The sequence below is a fragment of the Methyloprofundus sp. genome, assembly GCF_965251085.1.
Classification (GTDB): domain Bacteria; phylum Pseudomonadota; class Gammaproteobacteria; order Methylococcales; family Methylomonadaceae; genus Methyloprofundus.
In genome coordinates this window covers 1,969,948-1,988,180 of sequence record NZ_OZ252594.1, presented here as the reverse complement: position 1 = coordinate 1,988,180, position 18,233 = coordinate 1,969,948, and the positions used below count along the sequence as shown (strand labels likewise).

Sequence of the window (18,233 nt, the reverse complement as noted above, 5' to 3'; positions counted from 1 at the left end):
CTAGCGCGGTTACGACTGCGGATTTCTAGTGGCTGAGTTTTTACCGATAGCTACGAAGTCAGCTATGCACCAGTTTTAGTGTCCCCGTATCAAGTACGGGGCAGGCTTTGCTATTGATAAACCTGAAAAATTAGTTGCTCACGTTTTCTAGCATAAGCTCTTGATTCCACCGCACTTCCAAAAAATGTCCGCTTAACCTATGGGTGAAGCTAAAATGTTTCCTGATTACGTACAACTCTCAGCCATAGTAGAATAAAGCTTGAAACATCAGTCTGTTAAAAACCTCGTCATTCCCGAAGTCTTGTATCGGGAATCTATGCTTATCCGACTAGATTCCTGCTTAAGCTTGTGCCCACGCTTGACTGGATAACATGCAGGAATGACGAAGTATAGCTGAGGGTTATGGGTAATCAGGAAATTTTTTGAAAGTATTATATCAATTCAATATCTTGCACTATAAATTCGCGCTCAATTGATTTTCTAGGTTGAACCGCATCCCTGACTGCGCGAAGTATGACAATGTGGTTATGATCACATTTTGGAAATATAAAAGTGCCAGCTATTGAAGCGCTGGCATCCATAGAATAAACTCAAGTAGACAAGATAAATTGTTCGGAGTTAATGCGATGCGAGTTGTTTTATTATTTGTACTATATTGTTTTTCATTTGTGGTATCAGCCGATAGGCTAAGTGATAGCAATCAACTGTTTGATTATGCTGAAACGGCTTTTCCTCAATTTTTCAGTCCTGCTGGAGGGTCCACCTACGAAATTGATGATTATTTAGTGCGTCATTATCCTGATACTGATAATTATGTGGGTATTAAAGCAGATGAAGTTTTTGTTTACGGTGATATTTTCAATGGGTTGTTAAAAGTTGGTAATATTGCTGATTTTATAGAGCTTGAACCTGATTATGACGAAATATTAGCCGAATTATACGCCAGTGGTACCAGTGATGTGCAAGTGCGTGGAGTGGGGACGGTGCTGATTATTTTGGCTGACGATCTTCAAGGCTCACGTCACCAACGATTTATCATAGAGTTAGCTTCTGGGCAAACTTTACTGATAGCACATAATATTGATTTAGCACCAAAAATCAATGTCTTATCCTTAGGCGACGCTATTGAATTTTTTGGTGAATATGAGTGGAACGAGCAAGGTTGGGTGATTCACTGGACACATTATGATCCAGCAGGGAAACATGAAGATGGTTGGGTTTTACATGATACCTAAATCCTGCAAGCCCATATTTTGACTCTCATTAACCTGTCTAGCTAAGTGGTTATTAGGTTTTTACTGCCGCTTTGCCAGCCCTCTTTGTCCAACCGATCAAAATATCCAGATTTAAATCATAAATAGAGGAAATTTTTTGTATCGTATGGATATCCCCCGAGCCCAAGGCAATAAACACCCTGCCAACGTGCCATGACCTTTTAATCAAAGTGACTTAACTTCGGTTAATGTTAAGCGAGTAACCCCACCTTAACCCAATCATCCCATTCCTGTGGATAGAGCGGATCTGCAGGTGTTCTGACTCTCAGCTGATTATTGCCTGTGAGTAATTTTCCAGCCACCCGAATCAGATAAGTACGAAGTGTATCCGGCTCCCATTGGCACAACGTTTTGTTGCCACTCAATTGAGCCATCCAGCGCACGGTATTGTAGGCAAGAACGGCGCAATGAAATAATGCGGCATTAGCCAGAAATTGATTCGTTCTGATTTTACCTAAACCCATTTGTGATTTTGCTTCTTCAATCCATGTTTCGCACGTCGCTCGTTCACCATACTTCTTATGTGTTTGCCAAGGCGATAGAGGTTCAGTTGTTACATAACAAAAATAGTCATATTCTGCCGTATCCCAAAGCTCGGACTGAGGTCCTGTCACTTGTTTAGGTTGCTTTATCCTGACCGCGACAAACTGACGAGAGCGAGACCAGCCACCACAACGATATTGAAACTCGCTCTGCTCCCAACCGGGTCGGCCTTGTATGGCTGTCCAGGCCTGTTTGGCCAGCAATGCGTTCAAATTCTTAAGTTTAACCTTTATTAGATACCCATGCCCTCTGGTATCGAGAAATTCAAGCAAATCACCGACAAAATAACCACTGTCACCGCGAAAAATAATGCGCATCCGATTGGGCAAGTGTGCAAGTAACTGTTTGGTAAATTCTACAACACCATTGCTTGTAAAGGCATTGCCTGTCCGGAACCAGGCTTGTAAAATTTCTTTTGTTTCCGCTAGAAAAGCGAGTTGTGGATGGTATGAACGGGCACCTTTCTTTTTGGGGTTGAAGCCTTTGGCACTTCCTTCTTGTCGACCACAAACGGTGTCCACAGTTGAATCGACATCGACCCACTGGACGGATTGTATGCCAGTTTTCGATTTTCCGGAACGAAGCAATCGCCGCCAGTGTTGACCACGCAAAGTATGCGTGAGCGTTTCAAACTGGCTTATCTGCCTATCACTTACTTCTTTAAAGATCCGTAAAATTGTGGTTTCAACAGGAATCTTTATCCAGCCAGCTACTTTGCGCAGTACGCTATCTGCCCATACGGTCGTCACCTTTGCCATTGATGTTGCTCCCCCCATCATGCCAACCAACGTCAATAGAACCACATCAGATAAGTGATGGTCTGCATTTTCACCCCGCCGATGTGGAACGCTTTGTTTTACGGTTTTTTCAAAACCTATCCTGTCTAAATATTTCACGACGGGAATCAGTCCCGCCTGGCTTGTCAATCCATGTGCTGTAGATGTCATTTTTACCGTTCGGGTACGGTTTCTTACGTGAGATGAGGATTTTGATACTTTAGAGGGCTTCATTAAAACAATGAGATAGTGAAATCAGGGAAATGATATTATATCATTGTTTAATAAGGAGTTTTGTGGATTATTATGTATAATGCTTGCAGGATTTAGGTGATAATATTTTCTATCAGGCTTTGTAGAGATTTCCGCTTTTGAAATTCATTTAGTAACTACTCAGACATACTGAGTAGTTACAGCAAAATAAACACTGTAGGATGGGCAAAGGGCTTCATCCGTGCCCATCAACGAAAACATGATGGGCACGTCGTACCTCCTTTGCCCATCCTACAAAACGCTTGTTCTATCATGATATTTTTTATAAAATACCTGCTTCTCTGGTGCCTGGCTGGAAATATACAATCTATTTTGGTAACTACTCAGATACGCTGAGTAGTTACTTCATTTATTGATCGACAGCTGGTTTCCTAGATTCTAATTCAATATATTAGCACTTTTGGTTTTGTTGTTTTTCAATCCACGAGCACTGTCTAGTCCTTGTACTTTAGCAAACGTTGCGCCTGTTAAGATAGCGTCTGTGAAGTTTGCTTCGCCTAGTTTAGCCGCTGTGAAATCAACGCTGCTAAGATTGGCGTCAGTAAAATTGGCAGCGTCTAGTTGCGCGGAAATTAAGATCGCATTGCTTAAATTTGCATTGCTTAAGTTAGCGAAACGCATGGTGGAACGGCCTAAATCGGCATTTTTAAGATTTGCATTTGTCAGGTTTACTTTGTTCAGGCTAACGCGCATTAATCCCATAGGCTGATTTTTCATATCAGCACCCCAGCGTACATTGGATAAGTTCGCATTAGTCATATTGGAATTGTCTAGGTTGGCAATAACTCGGCTGTTGCTAAAGTTTACATTGCTTAAATCAGAACGCATCATACTGACGCCGAAGATGCTTACCCTAGATAGGTCTGCACCCGATAAATTGATGCCAGTCATAACGGTTAGATCTAATACCAGCCCAGACAGGTTACTTTTACTTAAATTGGCACCACGCAAATCTGCGCCCCATAAATCAGCATTGCGGAAGTCGATTTCAGATAAGTCCAGACCTTTTAAATCTTTGCGGCGCAGGTCTGCAGGGTTCGATTTGCTGGCTGTTTTAAGCAGTTGTTGTATTTCGCTACGGGTTAAATCAGCAGCAGAAACAGAGTTGGCAATAAGACCGGACAAGCTTAGTGCGAATGCGAGATTTATTAAGAGTTTCATGGGGAGGTTCCTGTTTATACCAATAGCTATCGGAATTTATGAGTAGCTCATAATACGGCGTAGGGCGTGGCTTCAGCCCGCATTTTAAATTGACGAGCTAAAGCCTGCCCTACGCGTTTGTTTTAATGATCAGGGCAGGGCTAAAAAAGTCCAAGCTGTACCTGCGCGACTTCAGACATCATTTCACGTGACCAAGGCGGATCTAGTACGATTTCTACCAGAACTGAATCTACCCCAGGTAAAGCGCGAATGGCTTTTTCTACATCACCCTGTATTACAGGGCCCATGCCACAGCCGGGAGCTGTCAGGGTCATCATAACGCGTACGCTATTTAGTTCCTGGCCGGCCGGTTCAACATTGCAGTTATAGACTAGGCCGAGGTCTACGATATTAACTGGAATTTCGGGGTCATAGACGGTTTTCATCACTTCCCAGCAATTTTTTTCCACGGCACTGGCATCCGTTTCCGAGACTAAGGTATGCAGCTCATGAGATTCTTTGCCTAGTGCATCCGCATCGGCACTGGAAATTCTTACCATATGCCCATGATCGGTAACAACAGTATAGTTGTTACCCAAATCTTGATGGATGGTCACTTCTTTGCCTTTGCTGAGGGTGCCGTGATTTCCATCCGGGATAAGCACAACGTTGACATCACGTGTCAGGATAATTGTTTCTCTTTCAGACATGATCGGACCTACTATAATTTAAAAGTTCGTGCATCAACAGTTTGGCCTGTTGTGCCTATGCTTAGCTTACCGAATAGATATTGGTATGCTGGGCTTATTTCATTCATTTCGGGTAGTTTATTTTTATCTTCGGCAGGAAAAGCTTTTTTTCTCAGGGGAGAATTTACCGGTCCAGGGACTAAAATATTCACTCTAATTTTGCCTGCATCGCTAAGTTCTTCTGCGAGAATTTTAGCATAGCTTTCGACTGCGATTTTTGATACACCGTAGGCGCCTGTATAGGCTCTGGCTTCGCGTACAAAGGAGTCGCTAGTGACAACGATGGAGGCATGCTCTGCCTTTTGCAGTACAGGAAGTAACACCTGTGTAAGCATGAAAACAGCATTCAAGTTTACATTCAGTGTGTGTCCCCATGCCATTGTGCTATGTATAGCCATCGGTGTAAATGCATCAAGCTCTGTTGCTGAGTGCAGTAAACCATTTAAATGCCCATATTTTTCTTCAATGGTACTCGCTAGCTCATGATATTGCACTTCTGTTGCGCCAGCTAAATCAAATGGGTAAATTGCGGGAGTAGGGGCCTTAGCTTCGATAATGGCATCGTAAATTTTTTCCAATTTAGGAATGCTTTTATCCAATAAAATGATGCTTGCGCCTTGCTTTGCCAGTGCCAGTGCAGCGGTGCTGCCTAAACCGCCCCCTGCTCCTGTGATAAGAATGGTTTGCTTAGTTAAAGGCATGATTTTGAGTACTTATCCAGTCTAAAATTTGCGTTGGGTGATGTATTAATGCGTCAGCTCCCCAGTCTTGTGGTTTGTCATCAGGTTTAAGGTAGCCCCAGGTTGCGGCCAGGGTTTTCATATTGGCCGCTTTTCCTGCGGTTATATCATGCTTGGCATCGCCTATATAAAGGCACTCTTCGGGAGCAACTTGTATTTGTCTACAAGCAGTTAACATAGGCTCAGGATGTGGTTTGCTATAGGCCGTCGTGTCGCCACAGATAATACAGGCAGAACGTTTGCTTAGATCCAGAGCATGCATCAAAGGGTGGGTCATGCGTTCGCGTTTATTGGTAATGACACCCCAGGGAATATTTGCATTTTCCAATGTCGCTAATAATTCAGGCATGCCGTCATAAAGCTGAGTAAATTCTGCAATGTGTTGTTCATAGTAATCCAATAGGTACTCTAAAATATCAGCCTTAATGGTATCACTGACCTCATGTTCTAGTGCGGTTTCAATCATGGCGGCTGCACCATAAGAAATATAAGGCGTTATCTCATTCACAGCCACTTCTGCGAAGTTATGTCGTACCAGCGCTTTATTGAGGGCAGTGGTTAGGTCTGGTGCTGTATTGAGTAGAGTGCCATCTAAATCAAATAACACGCAAGATAAGCCGAACTGGTTATTCATGATATTATTCAGGGCGTTTGTAAGCCGCTATGTAATTAATGTCTATATTTTTGTTTAAGCTGAAGCTTTTCGTCAATGGATTATATTGAATGCCTATCATTCCTTGTAACTCAAGCCCTGCATTGCGGGCTGACTGACTTAATTCAGAGGGCTTGATAAAAGTCTTATAATCATGTGTTCCTGCGGGCAGCATTTTCAAGATGTGCTCCGCTGCAACAATGGCTAATAGGTAAGCTTTTGGCTTGCGATTTAAGGTAGAGAAAAAGACGTAGCCGCCGGGTTTGACCATTTTTGCGCAGGCGGCAATAACCGAACCGGGTTCGGGTACATGTTCCAGCATTTCCATACAAACCACGTGATCAAAACTAGTGCTTTCTGCCTCTGCTAAAGCTTCTGCACTAATTTTCTTATAGTTGGCATTGATGCCCGACTCCAGACCATGCAAGTCAGCAATATCAATCAGATCTTCGCTTAAGTCTATGCCGAGCATGTCAGCGCCTTTTTTAGCGAGTCCTTCAGTAAGAATACCACCGCCGCAACCTACATCAACGATGCGTTGGTCTTGCAGGCTGATGAATTTCTGAATGAAACTGATGCGTAGTGGGTTAATGTCGTGTAGCGTTTTGAACTCGCCATTTCTATCCCACCAGCGCTCGGCTTGTGAACCAAATTTATTAATTTCGTGTTCGTGTACGTTCTCTGATGCTGTCATGATAATAAGCGGGTAATGATTTTGGCTATAGTATACTAGAATACTAGGTTATTCGGACATTGTATCAATAATTAACGTATGAAACACAGTCGTTTAGTTGCTGATTCCATGTTATATGATGATTTTTTACCATGAAGGTCATGAAGGCCATGAAGAAGAAATTTTTAATAAAGCAATCACGGTAAAATCATATATTAAAAAAACCTTCAAGCTCTTCATGTGCTTCATGGTAAAACAAGCTATATACAAACGTTGAGTAATATCGATAAGTAGTTGCAGATTAATTAACGGTATAATATTTTTTTACTATTTTACAGGTTTTAAATTTATTGTGGGACGAATAGCAATATTTACCGATGATCCTGGCTGGCATGGGAAGCAATTACGCATGGCTTTTGCCGCCCGTGGATATAGTGCAGAGTATGTTTCTTTAACTGAATGTCGCATCCAGTTGCAAGAAAGGCTTTTACCACTTTATATCCCTGGCTTTGCCGGGGCATTGCCTGATGCTGTGTTTGTGCGCGGTGTACCAGGTGGCTCTCTGGAAGAAGTGGTGCTGTATCTGGATATATTGCATGCGCTAAAAATTATGGGAATTCCCGTCTATAACGATGGGCATGCAATAGAGCGCAGTGTGGATAAAGGGATGACCAGTTTTTTACTGCAACAATCTGCTGTGCCCACTCCTCAGACATGGGTATTGAGAGACCGGCACGAGGCTTTGGCAATTGCCGAAGAGCAATTAAAGGCAGGGCATCAGTTGATTAGTAAGCCGATTTTTGGATCTCAGGGTGAAGGTATTCGGCGCATAGAAAAGTTAAGCGACTTATTTTGGTTAACGCACTCGAATGGGGTGTATTATTTACAGCGCTTTGTTTCGTGTGCGGGTGAGGGTTATTCTGACTGGCGTGTATTTGTTGTCGCTGGAAAGGTTATTGCCAGTATGCGTAGACGTGGAATACATTGGCTAAATAATGTTGCCCGGGGTGCGACTTGTGAAGCTGTGCCGATAAATCAAGGGATGGCTGAGATAGCTATAAAAGCAGTCGAAGCTTTGCAAATGAACTATGCGGGAGTGGATATTATTTGTAACCAGCAGGGCACTTATCAAGTGATTGAAGTGAATAGTATCCCCGCCTGGAAAGGGTTGGAAAGTGTTTGTGATGTGCGAGTGGGCGAGATTTTGGTGGATGATTTATTAAGCGCTTGTGTCGTGCCAGAAAAGGTGGGGGCTGTATGTTAAGTCAGCAGCAATTAATGCAAGCGTATGAATATGCCTGTGAAATTGAACTACGTGCATTTAAGCCCGGTAATGTTAGTATTTATGCCGATGGACATGATATGACTGCCGCAGATTTTAGGCTGAGTGCGGAGCAAAGTGCCTCGCCTTTAACAAATGCTAATTATAGCTTGGGCGAGCGAATTTATTATGCGGTAAAGGCGACTCGGGAAGCGGTAGGGTGTAATACAAATTTAGGTATTATTTTATTATGTGCGCCATTATTACTGGCTGCAGAAAAAGCTAAAACGGCAAGTGAATTAAGGGTAATGTTAGCAGATGTGCTGGCTAATACTACTGTGGCGGATGCAGAATGGGGTTTTCGTGCTATCGCATTGGCTGCGCCGGGAGGTCTGGGTAAGTCAGATGAGCAGGATGTTGCTGTAAAGCCTGATGTGACACTTACACAAGCGATGCGGATTGCAAGTGATCGAGATAGAATTGCGCTGCAGTTTATATCAAATTATAAAGATGTTTTCGAATTTTTGGTTTTAAGGTATAATGCAAAATTCAATCGGTGGGGTGATGCGGAATGGGCGGCTGTCGCAGTTTATGCGGCGATGTTAGCTACATATCCAGATAGTCATATCGAACGAAAATATGCCGATCTATATACCGATTTGGTAATGGATAAAATGGCTTTGGTTGATGATAAGTTATCCAAAACAGATAAACCCGAACAGTTAATGGGCTTGCTAGGGAAAATTGATAGTGAGTTTAAGTCCGCAGGGATTAATCCCGGGACAGCAGCTGATTTTACAGTAGTAACCGTTTTAGTAGCACAGTTAGAGCAGTTATTATCTGGGTGAGGTTTGTCTGGATTGTGATTATTGTTTTCCATAAAAATAGGGCATTGTAAAGTGTCAATTCTTGATATAGTTTTTTCTTTTTTTTCAGAGGATATTAGTAGCATGGCTAAAATTAACAACTTACGCGTTGGTGAATCTTTAAACGGTGACGGTAACGAAGTTGCGCACATTGACTTAATGATTGGACCTCGTGGTTCAGCTGCAGAGTCTGCTTTCGCAAACTGCTTAACAAACAACAAAGACGGTTTCTCAAGCTTATTAGCTGTTGTTGCTCCTAACCTTATGGTTAAGCCTGCAACTGTTATGTTCAACAAAGTAACCATCAAAGGTTCTAAGCAAGCAGTTCAAATGTTTGGCCCAGCACAACGTGGTGTTGCAATGGCTGTTGCTGATTGTGTTGAAGATGGAACTATCCCAGCTGATGAAGCTGATGATCTATTCATCTCTGTGGGTGTTTTCATTCACTGGTTAGCTGAAGATGACACAGCAATCGAGAAAAACAACTACGATGCGGTTAAAGCATCTATTAAAAATGCTGTAGCAGGTACTCCAACTGCAGCTGAAGTTGTTGCTCAAAAAGCAACTTCAGAGCATCCATTTGCTGCAAACAAAGTTTAATCTTAACGATTAAATAGTGTTGAAAAAAGCCCCGGTTTATCCGGGGCTTTTTTTTGCCTGCTGCTTATTTTTCGCTAAAATATATATCAGCATAATAGCTAACTGCATTGCCTGCCGAATTGTCGGTATCGGTCATAATAGCCAGCCCATCTACAAAGCGGATATCTTCGCCAAAGAGGTTTTTAAAGTCAGCTAATACATTGCGTTTTTCACTGTACCATTGTTTTACATTATCGCTATTGGAGCGCACAGCGACCATCATTACGCTGTCCCCCGCAAAAGGGTTTGCCCAGGCTGTATTGGCAGGGCTATGATTAGCCCAGACATAATTGATTGCCCGCGTTTGCCAGAACCCCCATTTACCTTTAATAATAAGGTAAATACGTGCGCTAAAATCATCACCCTGCTTGCTTTGTTCATCGCTAATGGAAAGTTTTTTCTCTATACGCCAGGACCAGTTTAAATAAGGTGTTTTCTGTAAGTCAATATGTATTTCTTTATACAGACTTGACGCACTTGCTGCGCTTTTAGCCTGTAGAACTGACTGCTTGTTTAAATTAACGATTTGGTATTGAGTGTAATCTTTAAATGATTTTTGCTCCCAGCCGTTAAGTTTCTGAGTAGAAAAATCACTGATAACAATAGGTTCAGCATGGCTATTTAGGGGGCAGAGCAAGGAAAGGGCGTATAAAATTCGTAAGCGCATATTATTTGTAAAGTAGGCTCTGTTTCTGTGTAAGGTAACATGCAATAAATAACCCACCAGTATTGCGCAGGATTTTTTTTGTTTGTATTCAAGGCGCAACGTAGGGAGCATAGCAGGCTATGTAGCCGAAGTTGCAACGCAGAAGACAGGCAAAAAGACAAGTAATACTGGTGGGTTATTTATTGCGAGTTGCCTAAGCATATCTAGCAACTAATTTACCTAACATGGTACAGTATTTTGTGTTGCAACTTAATTAACTCTTTTTAAATACAGTTTATTCATGATTCCTATCAGAGATACTGCACCCTGTTACACTCGGCCCTACGTCACTTGGGGGCTTATGTTTATATGCATTACACTGTTTTTGTTGGTTAAAGCCTCACCTGTTCAATTTCATCACTATATTATCCAGGTATTTGGTATGGTGCCCAGGCGCTATACTGATCCTGAGTGGGCAATAGCCATGGGTTACCCGTTTGATTATTATTTTTCGTTTATCAGTAACCTTTTTTTGCATGGTGGCTGGTGGCACCTGATTTTTAATATGTGGTTTCTGTGGATTTTTGCCGATAATATTGAAGACAGGATGGGGCACGGACGGTTTATCATTTTTTATTTGTTATGTGGCTTTATTGCTACCGCAATCCAGTGCCTTTACACGCCGCACCTGGTTATGCCGGTCGTTGGAGCATCAGGAGCAATTGCCGGCGTTTTAGGGGCGTACTTTTTTCTTTACCCGTACGCAAAAGTGGTGATTTGGATCCCTATTTTATTATTGCCCATTTTTGTTGAAGTGCCAGCGATTGCTTTTATCGGAATATGGGTGATTTTTCAGATGTCCAAAGCCACTACGTCAATTCTGTTTTATGAAGGGGCGTCAGATGTTGCATTATGGGCGCATTTGGGTGGCTTTATAGCTGGTTTTTTATTATTTCGTTTTTTCCTTAGAAAAGATTATCCTGCATAAATGCCTTTAAGGTATAATGCCCAGATAATTTTAAAAAGTCTCATTAAGCAGGTTTTGTCGTCTGCTCTGAGTTATTCTTAGGAAGTTGATACCAAAATGAAAAAAATTAATGTTGCCTTAGTCAGGCTTATCCAGTTTGTAGTTTTTGTTGTTTTTACCTTTGTAGTCATAGTTTATTTTGCTGCGATAATATTTATCCCTCTGGATGCTCTTGTTATGATAAGCAAATTATTGAGTGTAGTCGGTATAAATACCTTTATCGGTGCATTGATTGGGCTACCAATCGTAGGGTATTTGGGTAAAATGATTTATGAAACTCCTGGTCTGGTAAACATGATTCTGGAAACCGGTATGGACTTGGTAAAAACAGGTAAAGAAAAAGTAGAAGCATTCAATGCAGTTGCTGAATCTATTAAGTAGATAACTGTTTCAGCTTTTTGCTGATCTATTTAGAATAAGAAAGGTTCATATCTTGAGAAGATATGAACCTTTTTTTATGCCTGTTTGTAGTGTCTATGTGAAAAATGGTTTCTTAATATTAAAACTTAAGGTGAGAAAGGAATAGTTATGTTAATGCTTATTTCCCCGGCAAAGTCACTGGATATGCAGGCAACATTTCCTGTGTTGGAGGCGACACAAGCAAGATTATTAGATGATAGTCAATTGCTGATTGATCAATTGCAGGAATTTAATCCTGAAGAAATTAGGCAGTTGATGGGGATTAGTGAAAAGTTATCCGAGCTTAATTACCAGCGCTTTCAGGACTGGGTTCCTACAGGGGCAACGGCACAATGTCCGGCAGTGTTTGCTTTTCGAGGTGATGTTTATCAGGGTTTAGCCGTAGATTCGCTAACCGTGGATGAAATTGAGTTTGCTCAGCAGCATTTACGTATCTTATCTGGGCTCTATGGTTTATTACGACCTCTAGATGTCATGCAAGCCTATCGCCTGGAAATGGGAACCCGGTTAGAGAATACGCGAGGGGCAAATTTATATGCTTTCTGGGGTGACAAAATATCTCATTTAATTGATGCCGATATGCCAGAAGATGAGGCCTCCGAGTTGATCAATCTAGCTTCGAATGAATATTTTAAAGCAGTAAAACCTAAATTACTGACTAGCCAGGTAATCACCCCCGTTTTTAAGGACTTTAAAAACGGGAAATATAAAATAATCAGTTTTTATGCAAAAAAGGCACGCGGTATGATGGTGAAATATGCTATTCAGTATAAGATTACCAAAGCTGAGCAACTTAAAGGTTTCAGTAGTGCGGGGTATCGTTACGCTGAGGAATTATCTGATACAAAACAATGGGTGTTTATTCGCGATGAAACCTAACTATACTTCGCGCGGTTACGGTTACGGTTACGGTTGTATAGTGAGCTGATTTTGTCTATAGTAAAGCCTGCCCCGTACTTGATGCGGGGGCATTGAAACTGGCACATAGCTGGCTACGTAACGGTTTCAACAACGTAGCTATCGGCAAAAGCTCAGCCGTTAGAAATCCGCAGTCGTGACCGCGCGAAGTATATAACTATAAATGGAAATGAAAGTTTCCACCGCCGCATGATTTTTCCAAAGTTTTAATTATATTATTAGCATCTGTGGTGGATTCATTGGGCCCTTTGACATAACAAGGCATTTTATCTTTTCCATAGCGATAGCGTGACCAGCAGCGCCCCAGTTTTTGTTCGCCAAAGATGGTCTTTAAGCTGTGGTAATCTTTATGGCTACTAAAGCCCAGCTGTTTGGCATAATCAACTGCCCCAGTAATTAATTTTAATGCACAAGCCGGTTTTAATTTTGCGAATGGATAATCACCATGTGATTCGATAATACTTGGTTTAAAGACTTTTTCATATTCGGGTAAAGGCAGGGTTTTAAACAAAACTTTTTTTACACCTAAGCAGTAAACATCAATGATAAAGGAAGCCACTGCAACTTCGCCTTGAGGAGAAACCCGGGTAATCAGTATGTTACCTATGCCCGATTCAAATAAATTATTGGGCATCAAGCATTCATAAAAAGGATTTTCAAGATGAGGCGTTATTTTTTCAAGTAATAATTGTGCAGAATTTGCTTTGGATTGTGTGCTGCGTTTTTGCTTTTTTTGTTTTGCTTTTTTTTGTTTTTGTTGTTCTGTTAAGGCCATGATGTGTTTTTTGCATTAGTTTATCGGTATTAAGTTCATTATAATATATACTTCGCGCGGTCACGACTACGGATTTATAGCGGCTGAGTTTTTGTCGATAGCGACGTTTCTGAAACCGTTACGTAGCCTGTTATGGAAGCGGCCGACAAGGCTGCAAATCTTGGAGGGTGAAAGTCCTTTCACCGTCAGTTGCCCGATAACGGACGGTTAGTATATCCCCTGTTCAGCGAGGTAACAGACTGAAATATGCGGGGAAGTAAAAGCCCTGACTGCCTGGAGTTGAGAAATTCTGCGGTAGGAGCAATTTGGGGGGCGAGCAAATCTGCGGGCTGGAACATTAGAGAATGACTGCAGCCTCGAAAACTACGCCACACAGAAGTTGCAGTGTGGGTTATTGCCAAGCGCCGACCAGTTCATAGCGCTGGGAAGGCCGTTGTCTTGTGGGAAGAAACGGGTAAATGCACCATGAGAGCAGCCGGGGTAGGGGTCCTTGCACGCAGAGAAAGGTTTGTAGAGATAACGTCGGGAAGATCCTACTTCCAGCAGGGGTTGACAGCAACCTGCAAAGACCTTATGTTCAAGGTTAATTCCGTAGGCATAAGGAGGATTTAGGATTGTCGCATGAGTTCGTATGAGCGATGAAGGCAGGGTAACTCCTGCTGACGGGGTGCTGGATGCCTCGGTGTGAGAGGTAGCGCCTTGAGCATGCAAAGGGACTCTGGGCGCTTGATAGCCTCTTGAGTACTCGGACAATGTAAGGCCGAGGAACATATTAGAGGTAACCTTTGAAGTAAATCAAGGAGCAGAGGGGTGTATGTGAGTCAACACTTAAGCTTCATGCTCTTTGGGAAGGCGACTGAAGGTATTAATCAAGGTCAGAACCGGACTCGGGAAAACCGACCGTCCGGGATCGTAGGGGGCTTGCGGAAACGTGATGTATGGTCAATAGCTATTTGCTACTAATCTGGAAACAGAGGATACCATGGATAAACTATTGGCCTAAGCCTGCGCGCGCCGTATTTCTACCCCGACCGCCAGTTTCAGCGCCACCGTATCAAGTACGGGTCAGGCTTGCTATCGACAAGAATCAGCTCACTTCACTACACAACCACATCCGTGGCCGATCGAAGTATAAATCCAACGCTTAAATCTGTGATGTATCATTGAACCTAGAAACCGCAGTTGAGCAGGTTGAATGTAAGAAAGTGTTGCTGTGGATATTTACACTAAATAATTATTGGAAAAATATGCAAGATTTTGCTTTTTATAGTTACTTAGGAACGCGCATGAAATAACTTGAGCAAGTTCATGCGTAAATTTAATTATAAAATCATTGTAACGTTGGTTAAAAAAATAAGTTTTGTTTAAAATTAACGAATGATTATAGCTTATGCAAAAGAGATAGAAGAGCGGATGCAAGAATTTTACAGTCGTCTGCCAGAGAAAAATAGACGCTTATATGCAGGCATTGAAGCTTTAAAACTTGCTTTTGGTGGGGTTACTTATATTGCTAAGCTTTTTAATTGTTCACGCAATACTGTTCAATTTGGAATTGAAGCACTTCAGGAGGAAGAAACGATTGACCAAAATCGCAGTAGACGTAAGGGAGGCGGTCGAAAGGCAACCCTTGAAAAACAGCCTGATATTAATGAGGTTTTTCTACTTTTGCTTACAGAGCATACGGCAGGTAACCCAATGGATGAAACGCAAAAATGGACAAATTTAACGCGAGCTAATATTAGCGATTTATTAGCTAAAAAAGGTTTTAAAGCCAGTCGTAATATTGTTAGACAATTATTGAAAAAGAATGGGTATGTAAAACGGAAGCCTTTAAATATAAGGCTGGAGGAGGACATGTGGATCGTAATGCCCAATTTGAACGTATTACCGAATTAAAAGAAAAATATAGTGTTGCTGGGAATCCAGTGATTAGCGTAGACACTAAGAAAAAGGAACAAATAGGGAATTTATCTCGTGAAGGTAAGATTTATACCACTGAGACTGTTGAAGTTTTTGATCATGATTTCCCGTCATTGGCGGAGGGGGTTGCCGTACCGCATACCGTTTATGATCAAACACGCAATGAGGCATACGTCACTATAGGGACAAGTCGAGACACCAGTGAATTTGCTTGTGATTCGCTTCGCCATTGGTGGTACAACTATGGAATACATTACTACTCGCAGGCCACTTCTATTTTAATGTTGATGGATGGAGGTGGCAGTAATTCATCTCGACACTATATTTTTAAACAGGATTTACAAGTTTTGGCAGATGAAATTGGGATTAATATACGCGTTGCTCATTATCCTCCCTACACATCCAAATGGAATCCTGTTGAGCACAAAGCCTTTCCTCATATTACTCGGGCAATGCAAGGTGTTGTTTTAACAAGTCACCAGTTAACAAAAGAATTGATAGAAACGGCAACAACAAAGTCTGGTTTAAAAGTTTTTGCCTCAATTTTAAATAGAGTTTATGAAACGGGCAGAAAGGTTATGGCCGAGTTTAAAGATTCCATGAGAATTGTTTTTGATGAACATCTTAGGCTATGGAATTATGTTGCTGTTCCTGAAAAGCAATTTTAGAAGTTGCTCAAGTTATTTCGTGCACGTTCCTAAAAGGTTTTACGACAGAGGCAAAGCAAGCAATTGAAAGTTATCAATGGCCTGGTAATATTCGTGAACTGGAAAATAAATTAAAACGTGCTGTAGTCATGGCGGACGGACCTTATGTAAGTTCACTAGATTTAGAGCTACAGCAGCACCTGAAGGACGAAGATGTTTTACCTTTGAATTTAAAGCAGGTAAGAGAGCAAGCAGAGACTTTGGCTATTAGAAGAGCATTAGCTCATGCGGATAATAATGTTTCAAATACGGCTAAATTATTAGGTGTAGCGAGACCTACCTTGTATACCCTACTCAGTAAATATGCTATCGAAATGCATGAAGACAATAGTATAAAGTAACTTCTGTTATTCTGGGGAAATCCGTTATACAATTTTTCTAGCACAACAGACTTTTCCAGAGTTATTAAAATTCAATATTTTAATTTTTAATTTATCAAGGAATATCATGATACCTGTCATACTTTCTGGTGGTTCAGGAACGCGTTTATGGCCTTTGTCTCGAGGCGTATATCCTAAGCAGTTTTTACCTCTGGTTTCAGATAAAACCATGGTGCAAGAGACTGTGCTGCGCTTAGAAGGCATTGAGAATCTGCAAGCGCCTATTGCAGTATGTAATGAAGATCATCGCTTTATGATGGCTGAGCAACTCAGGGAAGTTGGCGTACAGCCCGAGGCTATTATTTTAGAGCCGATAGGCAAAAATACCGCGCCCGCAGTTGCTCTGGCTGCATTAGCAGCAAAAAAACCCAATGATATCTTGCTGGTGCTACCGGCTGATCATGTGATAGAAAATATTCCGGCTTTTCAGCAGGCAGTGATTAAAGCAGGAGCGTTGGCAGAGCAAGGTTATCTGGTTACTTTTGGTATTGTGCCAACGGCTGCAGAAACAGGTTATGGCTATATTAAGCGCTCTAAGGAAAATATTAGTGATGCTTTTAAAGTTGCTGAATTTGTAGAAAAACCCGATGCGGAGGTTGCTGAAGCTTATGTCAACAGTGGGGAATATTACTGGAATAGCGGCATGTTTGCTTTTAAAGCAGGGCGTTATCTGGAAGAGTTGGAAAAATTTTCCCCGGAAATGCTGGCTGCCTGTCGCTTGTCTTTTGCCGGCGCCCAGACTGATGTGGATTTTGTGCGCTTAAATAAAGATGCCTTTAATCGGTGCCCAGCAGATTCGATAGATTATGCGGTTATGGAAAAAACCGATAAAGCTGTGGTGATTCCTTTAGATGCCAGCTGGAGTGATGTAGGTTCATGGTCTGCCTTATGGGAAGTGCGCGAGAAAGATGCCTTTGGTAATGCCCTGACGGGTGATGTGATCGCACTGGATACGCAGAATTCCTTTATTCACTCAGGAAATAAGCTAGTGGCCGCAATTGGCGTTGAAAACATGATTATTATCGAAACAGATGATGCTGTGATGATAGCGCCTAAGGATAGAGTACAGGAAGTTAAGAAAATTGTTGCCGTATTAAAAAATGAACAGCGACCTGAGGCGGACTTGCATCGTAAAGTTTATCGTCCCTGGGGGCATTATGATTCGGTAGATAGTGGCGAGCGCCACAAAACCAAACGCATAGTGGTAAAGCCAGGTGCTAAATTATCGGTACAAAAACACCACCACCGTGCAGAACACTGGATCGTGGTTAAAGGAACGGCTATCGTCAGCAAGGGTGACGAAACCATGCTACTTTCGGAAAATGAATCAACGTTTATTCCGTTAGGCGTGATTCATAGCCTAGAGAATCCAGGGGTGATTCCATTAGAAATGGTTGAAGTGCAGTCGGGTAGCTATCTGGGTGAAGATGATATTGTTCGTTTTGAAGATAAATATGGCAGAACCTAATGCCTTACTGACAATACACCGACTAAGAATGTGATTGAACAATGAGTCTAAAAATGTTTGAATAGTCGATTAATTAAATCAGGGATTGATTTGAGAATGGATTCTTTTCACTTTTTTTTTCCCGAATTATTGAAGCCCTGGCTTGGGATTGTTAAATCAGTCTAAGGAGCGAGGATTTAATGATATCCGCAAGTATGACCCAGGTTTTGGCATTACAGTCACACTAGGAAAACAGGCGCATAGCAGGCTGCGCAACTGTTTTTGTAGTGTGACTGTGGAGTTAAAAGACAAGTCAGACTCGGGTATTATAAATCCTCGATCCTAAGTTAGGCTTCTGTGTCTTAATCTTTAAACACGCTACGTGTAAATTTATAATCCAAGATGTT

The 18,233-nt window shown here is 41.8% G+C and carries 17 protein-coding genes and 1 pseudogene; 10 read left to right on the top strand and 8 right to left on the bottom strand.

The features are described 5' to 3' along the window. The first annotated feature begins 626 nt into the window (after nucleotides 1-626). Nucleotides 627-1,235, top strand: coding sequence for a DUF3465 domain-containing protein (locus ACQY3F_RS09130; RefSeq protein WP_428354517.1), 609 nt, complete (start codon nucleotides 627-629; stop codon nucleotides 1,233-1,235). Nucleotides 1,236-1,465: 230 nt separating this feature from the next. Here ACQY3F_RS09130 and ACQY3F_RS09125 read toward each other — a convergent pair whose 3' ends face one another. The 6 genes from ACQY3F_RS09125 to ubiG form a co-directional block, all read right to left on the bottom strand. Then, nucleotides 1,466-2,827: an IS1380 family transposase gene (locus ACQY3F_RS09125; protein ID WP_428352972.1), complete on the bottom strand. Its 1,362-nt coding sequence runs from the start codon at nucleotides 2,825-2,827 to the stop codon at nucleotides 1,466-1,468. A 417-nt stretch (nucleotides 2,828-3,244) separates the two neighbouring features. Next, entirely contained in the window at nucleotides 3,245-4,027 is a 783-nt protein-coding gene (locus ACQY3F_RS09120; RefSeq protein ID WP_428354516.1) for a pentapeptide repeat-containing protein, read from the bottom strand. A 140-nt stretch (nucleotides 4,028-4,167) separates the two neighbouring features. Beyond that, entirely contained in the window at nucleotides 4,168-4,716 is a 549-nt protein-coding gene (gene sufT / locus ACQY3F_RS09115; RefSeq protein WP_428354514.1) for a putative Fe-S cluster assembly protein SufT, read from the bottom strand. A gap of 11 nt (nucleotides 4,717-4,727) precedes the next feature. Then, nucleotides 4,728-5,456, bottom strand: a complete 729-nt coding sequence (locus ACQY3F_RS09110; RefSeq protein WP_428354513.1) for an SDR family NAD(P)-dependent oxidoreductase — start codon at nucleotides 5,454-5,456, stop codon at nucleotides 4,728-4,730. Beyond that, the gene (locus ACQY3F_RS09105) at nucleotides 5,443-6,129 is read right to left on the bottom strand and encodes an HAD family hydrolase (protein ID WP_428354512.1); all 687 of its coding nucleotides are present in this window, start codon (nucleotides 6,127-6,129) and stop codon (nucleotides 5,443-5,445) included. Before ACQY3F_RS09105 ends, ACQY3F_RS09110 begins: the two co-directional genes overlap by 14 nt. 4 nt (nucleotides 6,130-6,133) lie before the next feature. After that, the gene (ubiG, locus tag ACQY3F_RS09100) at nucleotides 6,134-6,841 is read right to left on the bottom strand and encodes a bifunctional 2-polyprenyl-6-hydroxyphenol methylase/3-demethylubiquinol 3-O-methyltransferase UbiG (protein WP_428354511.1); all 708 of its coding nucleotides are present in this window, start codon (nucleotides 6,839-6,841) and stop codon (nucleotides 6,134-6,136) included. A 331-nt stretch (nucleotides 6,842-7,172) separates the two neighbouring features. Here ubiG and ACQY3F_RS09095 point away from each other — a divergent pair, with 331 nt between their 5' ends. From ACQY3F_RS09095 to fae, 3 genes are all read left to right on the top strand, one after another. Next, entirely contained in the window at nucleotides 7,173-8,084 is a 912-nt protein-coding gene (locus ACQY3F_RS09095) for an ATP-grasp domain-containing protein (RefSeq protein ID WP_428354510.1), read from the top strand. A 14-nt stretch (nucleotides 8,085-8,098) separates the two neighbouring features. Further along, the gene (locus tag ACQY3F_RS09090; RefSeq protein WP_428354509.1) at nucleotides 8,099-8,929 is read left to right on the top strand and encodes a triphosphoribosyl-dephospho-CoA synthase; all 831 of its coding nucleotides are present in this window, start codon (nucleotides 8,099-8,101) and stop codon (nucleotides 8,927-8,929) included. A 102-nt stretch (nucleotides 8,930-9,031) separates the two neighbouring features. After that, nucleotides 9,032-9,547 (top strand): formaldehyde-activating enzyme, encoded by a 516-nt coding sequence (gene fae, locus ACQY3F_RS09085; protein ID WP_300371908.1) that lies wholly within the window; start codon nucleotides 9,032-9,034, stop codon nucleotides 9,545-9,547. Nucleotides 9,548-9,611: 64 nt separating this feature from the next. On the opposite strand, the gene ACQY3F_RS09080 is transcribed toward fae, so the two are convergent. Then, nucleotides 9,612-10,253, bottom strand: a complete 642-nt coding sequence (locus tag ACQY3F_RS09080; protein WP_428354508.1) for a DUF3047 domain-containing protein — start codon at nucleotides 10,251-10,253, stop codon at nucleotides 9,612-9,614. A gap of 280 nt (nucleotides 10,254-10,533) precedes the next feature. Between ACQY3F_RS09080 and ACQY3F_RS09075 the strand changes: the two genes are divergently transcribed. The 3 genes from ACQY3F_RS09075 to yaaA all read left to right on the top strand — a co-directional run bounded on the left by ACQY3F_RS09075 (nucleotide 10,534) and on the right by yaaA (nucleotide 12,558). Beyond that, nucleotides 10,534-11,220 (top strand): rhomboid family intramembrane serine protease, encoded by a 687-nt coding sequence (locus ACQY3F_RS09075; RefSeq protein ID WP_428354507.1) that lies wholly within the window; start codon nucleotides 10,534-10,536, stop codon nucleotides 11,218-11,220. A 96-nt stretch (nucleotides 11,221-11,316) separates the two neighbouring features. Beyond that, on the top strand, nucleotides 11,317-11,640 hold the full coding sequence (locus ACQY3F_RS09070; protein WP_428354506.1) for a hypothetical protein: 324 nt from the start codon (nucleotides 11,317-11,319) through the stop codon (nucleotides 11,638-11,640). 147 nt (nucleotides 11,641-11,787) lie between these two features. Then, nucleotides 11,788-12,558 carry a peroxide stress protein YaaA gene (gene yaaA / locus ACQY3F_RS09065; protein ID WP_428354505.1) on the top strand — a complete coding sequence of 257 codons (771 nt, stop codon included), beginning with the start codon at nucleotides 11,788-11,790 and terminating at the stop codon, nucleotides 12,556-12,558. Nucleotides 12,559-12,754: 196 nt separating this feature from the next. Here yaaA and ACQY3F_RS09060 read toward each other — a convergent pair whose 3' ends face one another. Then, nucleotides 12,755-13,372, bottom strand: a complete 618-nt coding sequence (locus ACQY3F_RS09060) for a hypothetical protein (RefSeq protein ID WP_428354504.1) — start codon at nucleotides 13,370-13,372, stop codon at nucleotides 12,755-12,757. Nucleotides 13,373-14,749: 1,377 nt separating this feature from the next. On the opposite strand from ACQY3F_RS09060, the pseudogene ACQY3F_RS09055 reads away from it, so the two are divergent. From ACQY3F_RS09055 to ACQY3F_RS09045, 3 genes and pseudogenes are all read left to right on the top strand, one after another. After that, nucleotides 14,750-15,960 (top strand): annotated as a pseudogene (locus tag ACQY3F_RS09055) (ISAzo13 family transposase). 128 nt (nucleotides 15,961-16,088) lie between these two features. Further along, on the top strand, nucleotides 16,089-16,340 hold the full coding sequence (locus ACQY3F_RS09050; RefSeq protein WP_428354502.1) for a helix-turn-helix domain-containing protein: 252 nt from the start codon (nucleotides 16,089-16,091) through the stop codon (nucleotides 16,338-16,340). Nucleotides 16,341-16,446: 106 nt separating this feature from the next. Next, nucleotides 16,447-17,847 (top strand): mannose-1-phosphate guanylyltransferase/mannose-6-phosphate isomerase, encoded by a 1,401-nt coding sequence (locus ACQY3F_RS09045; RefSeq protein WP_428354500.1) that lies wholly within the window; start codon nucleotides 16,447-16,449, stop codon nucleotides 17,845-17,847. The last annotated feature ends 386 nt before the right edge of the window (nucleotides 17,848-18,233 follow it).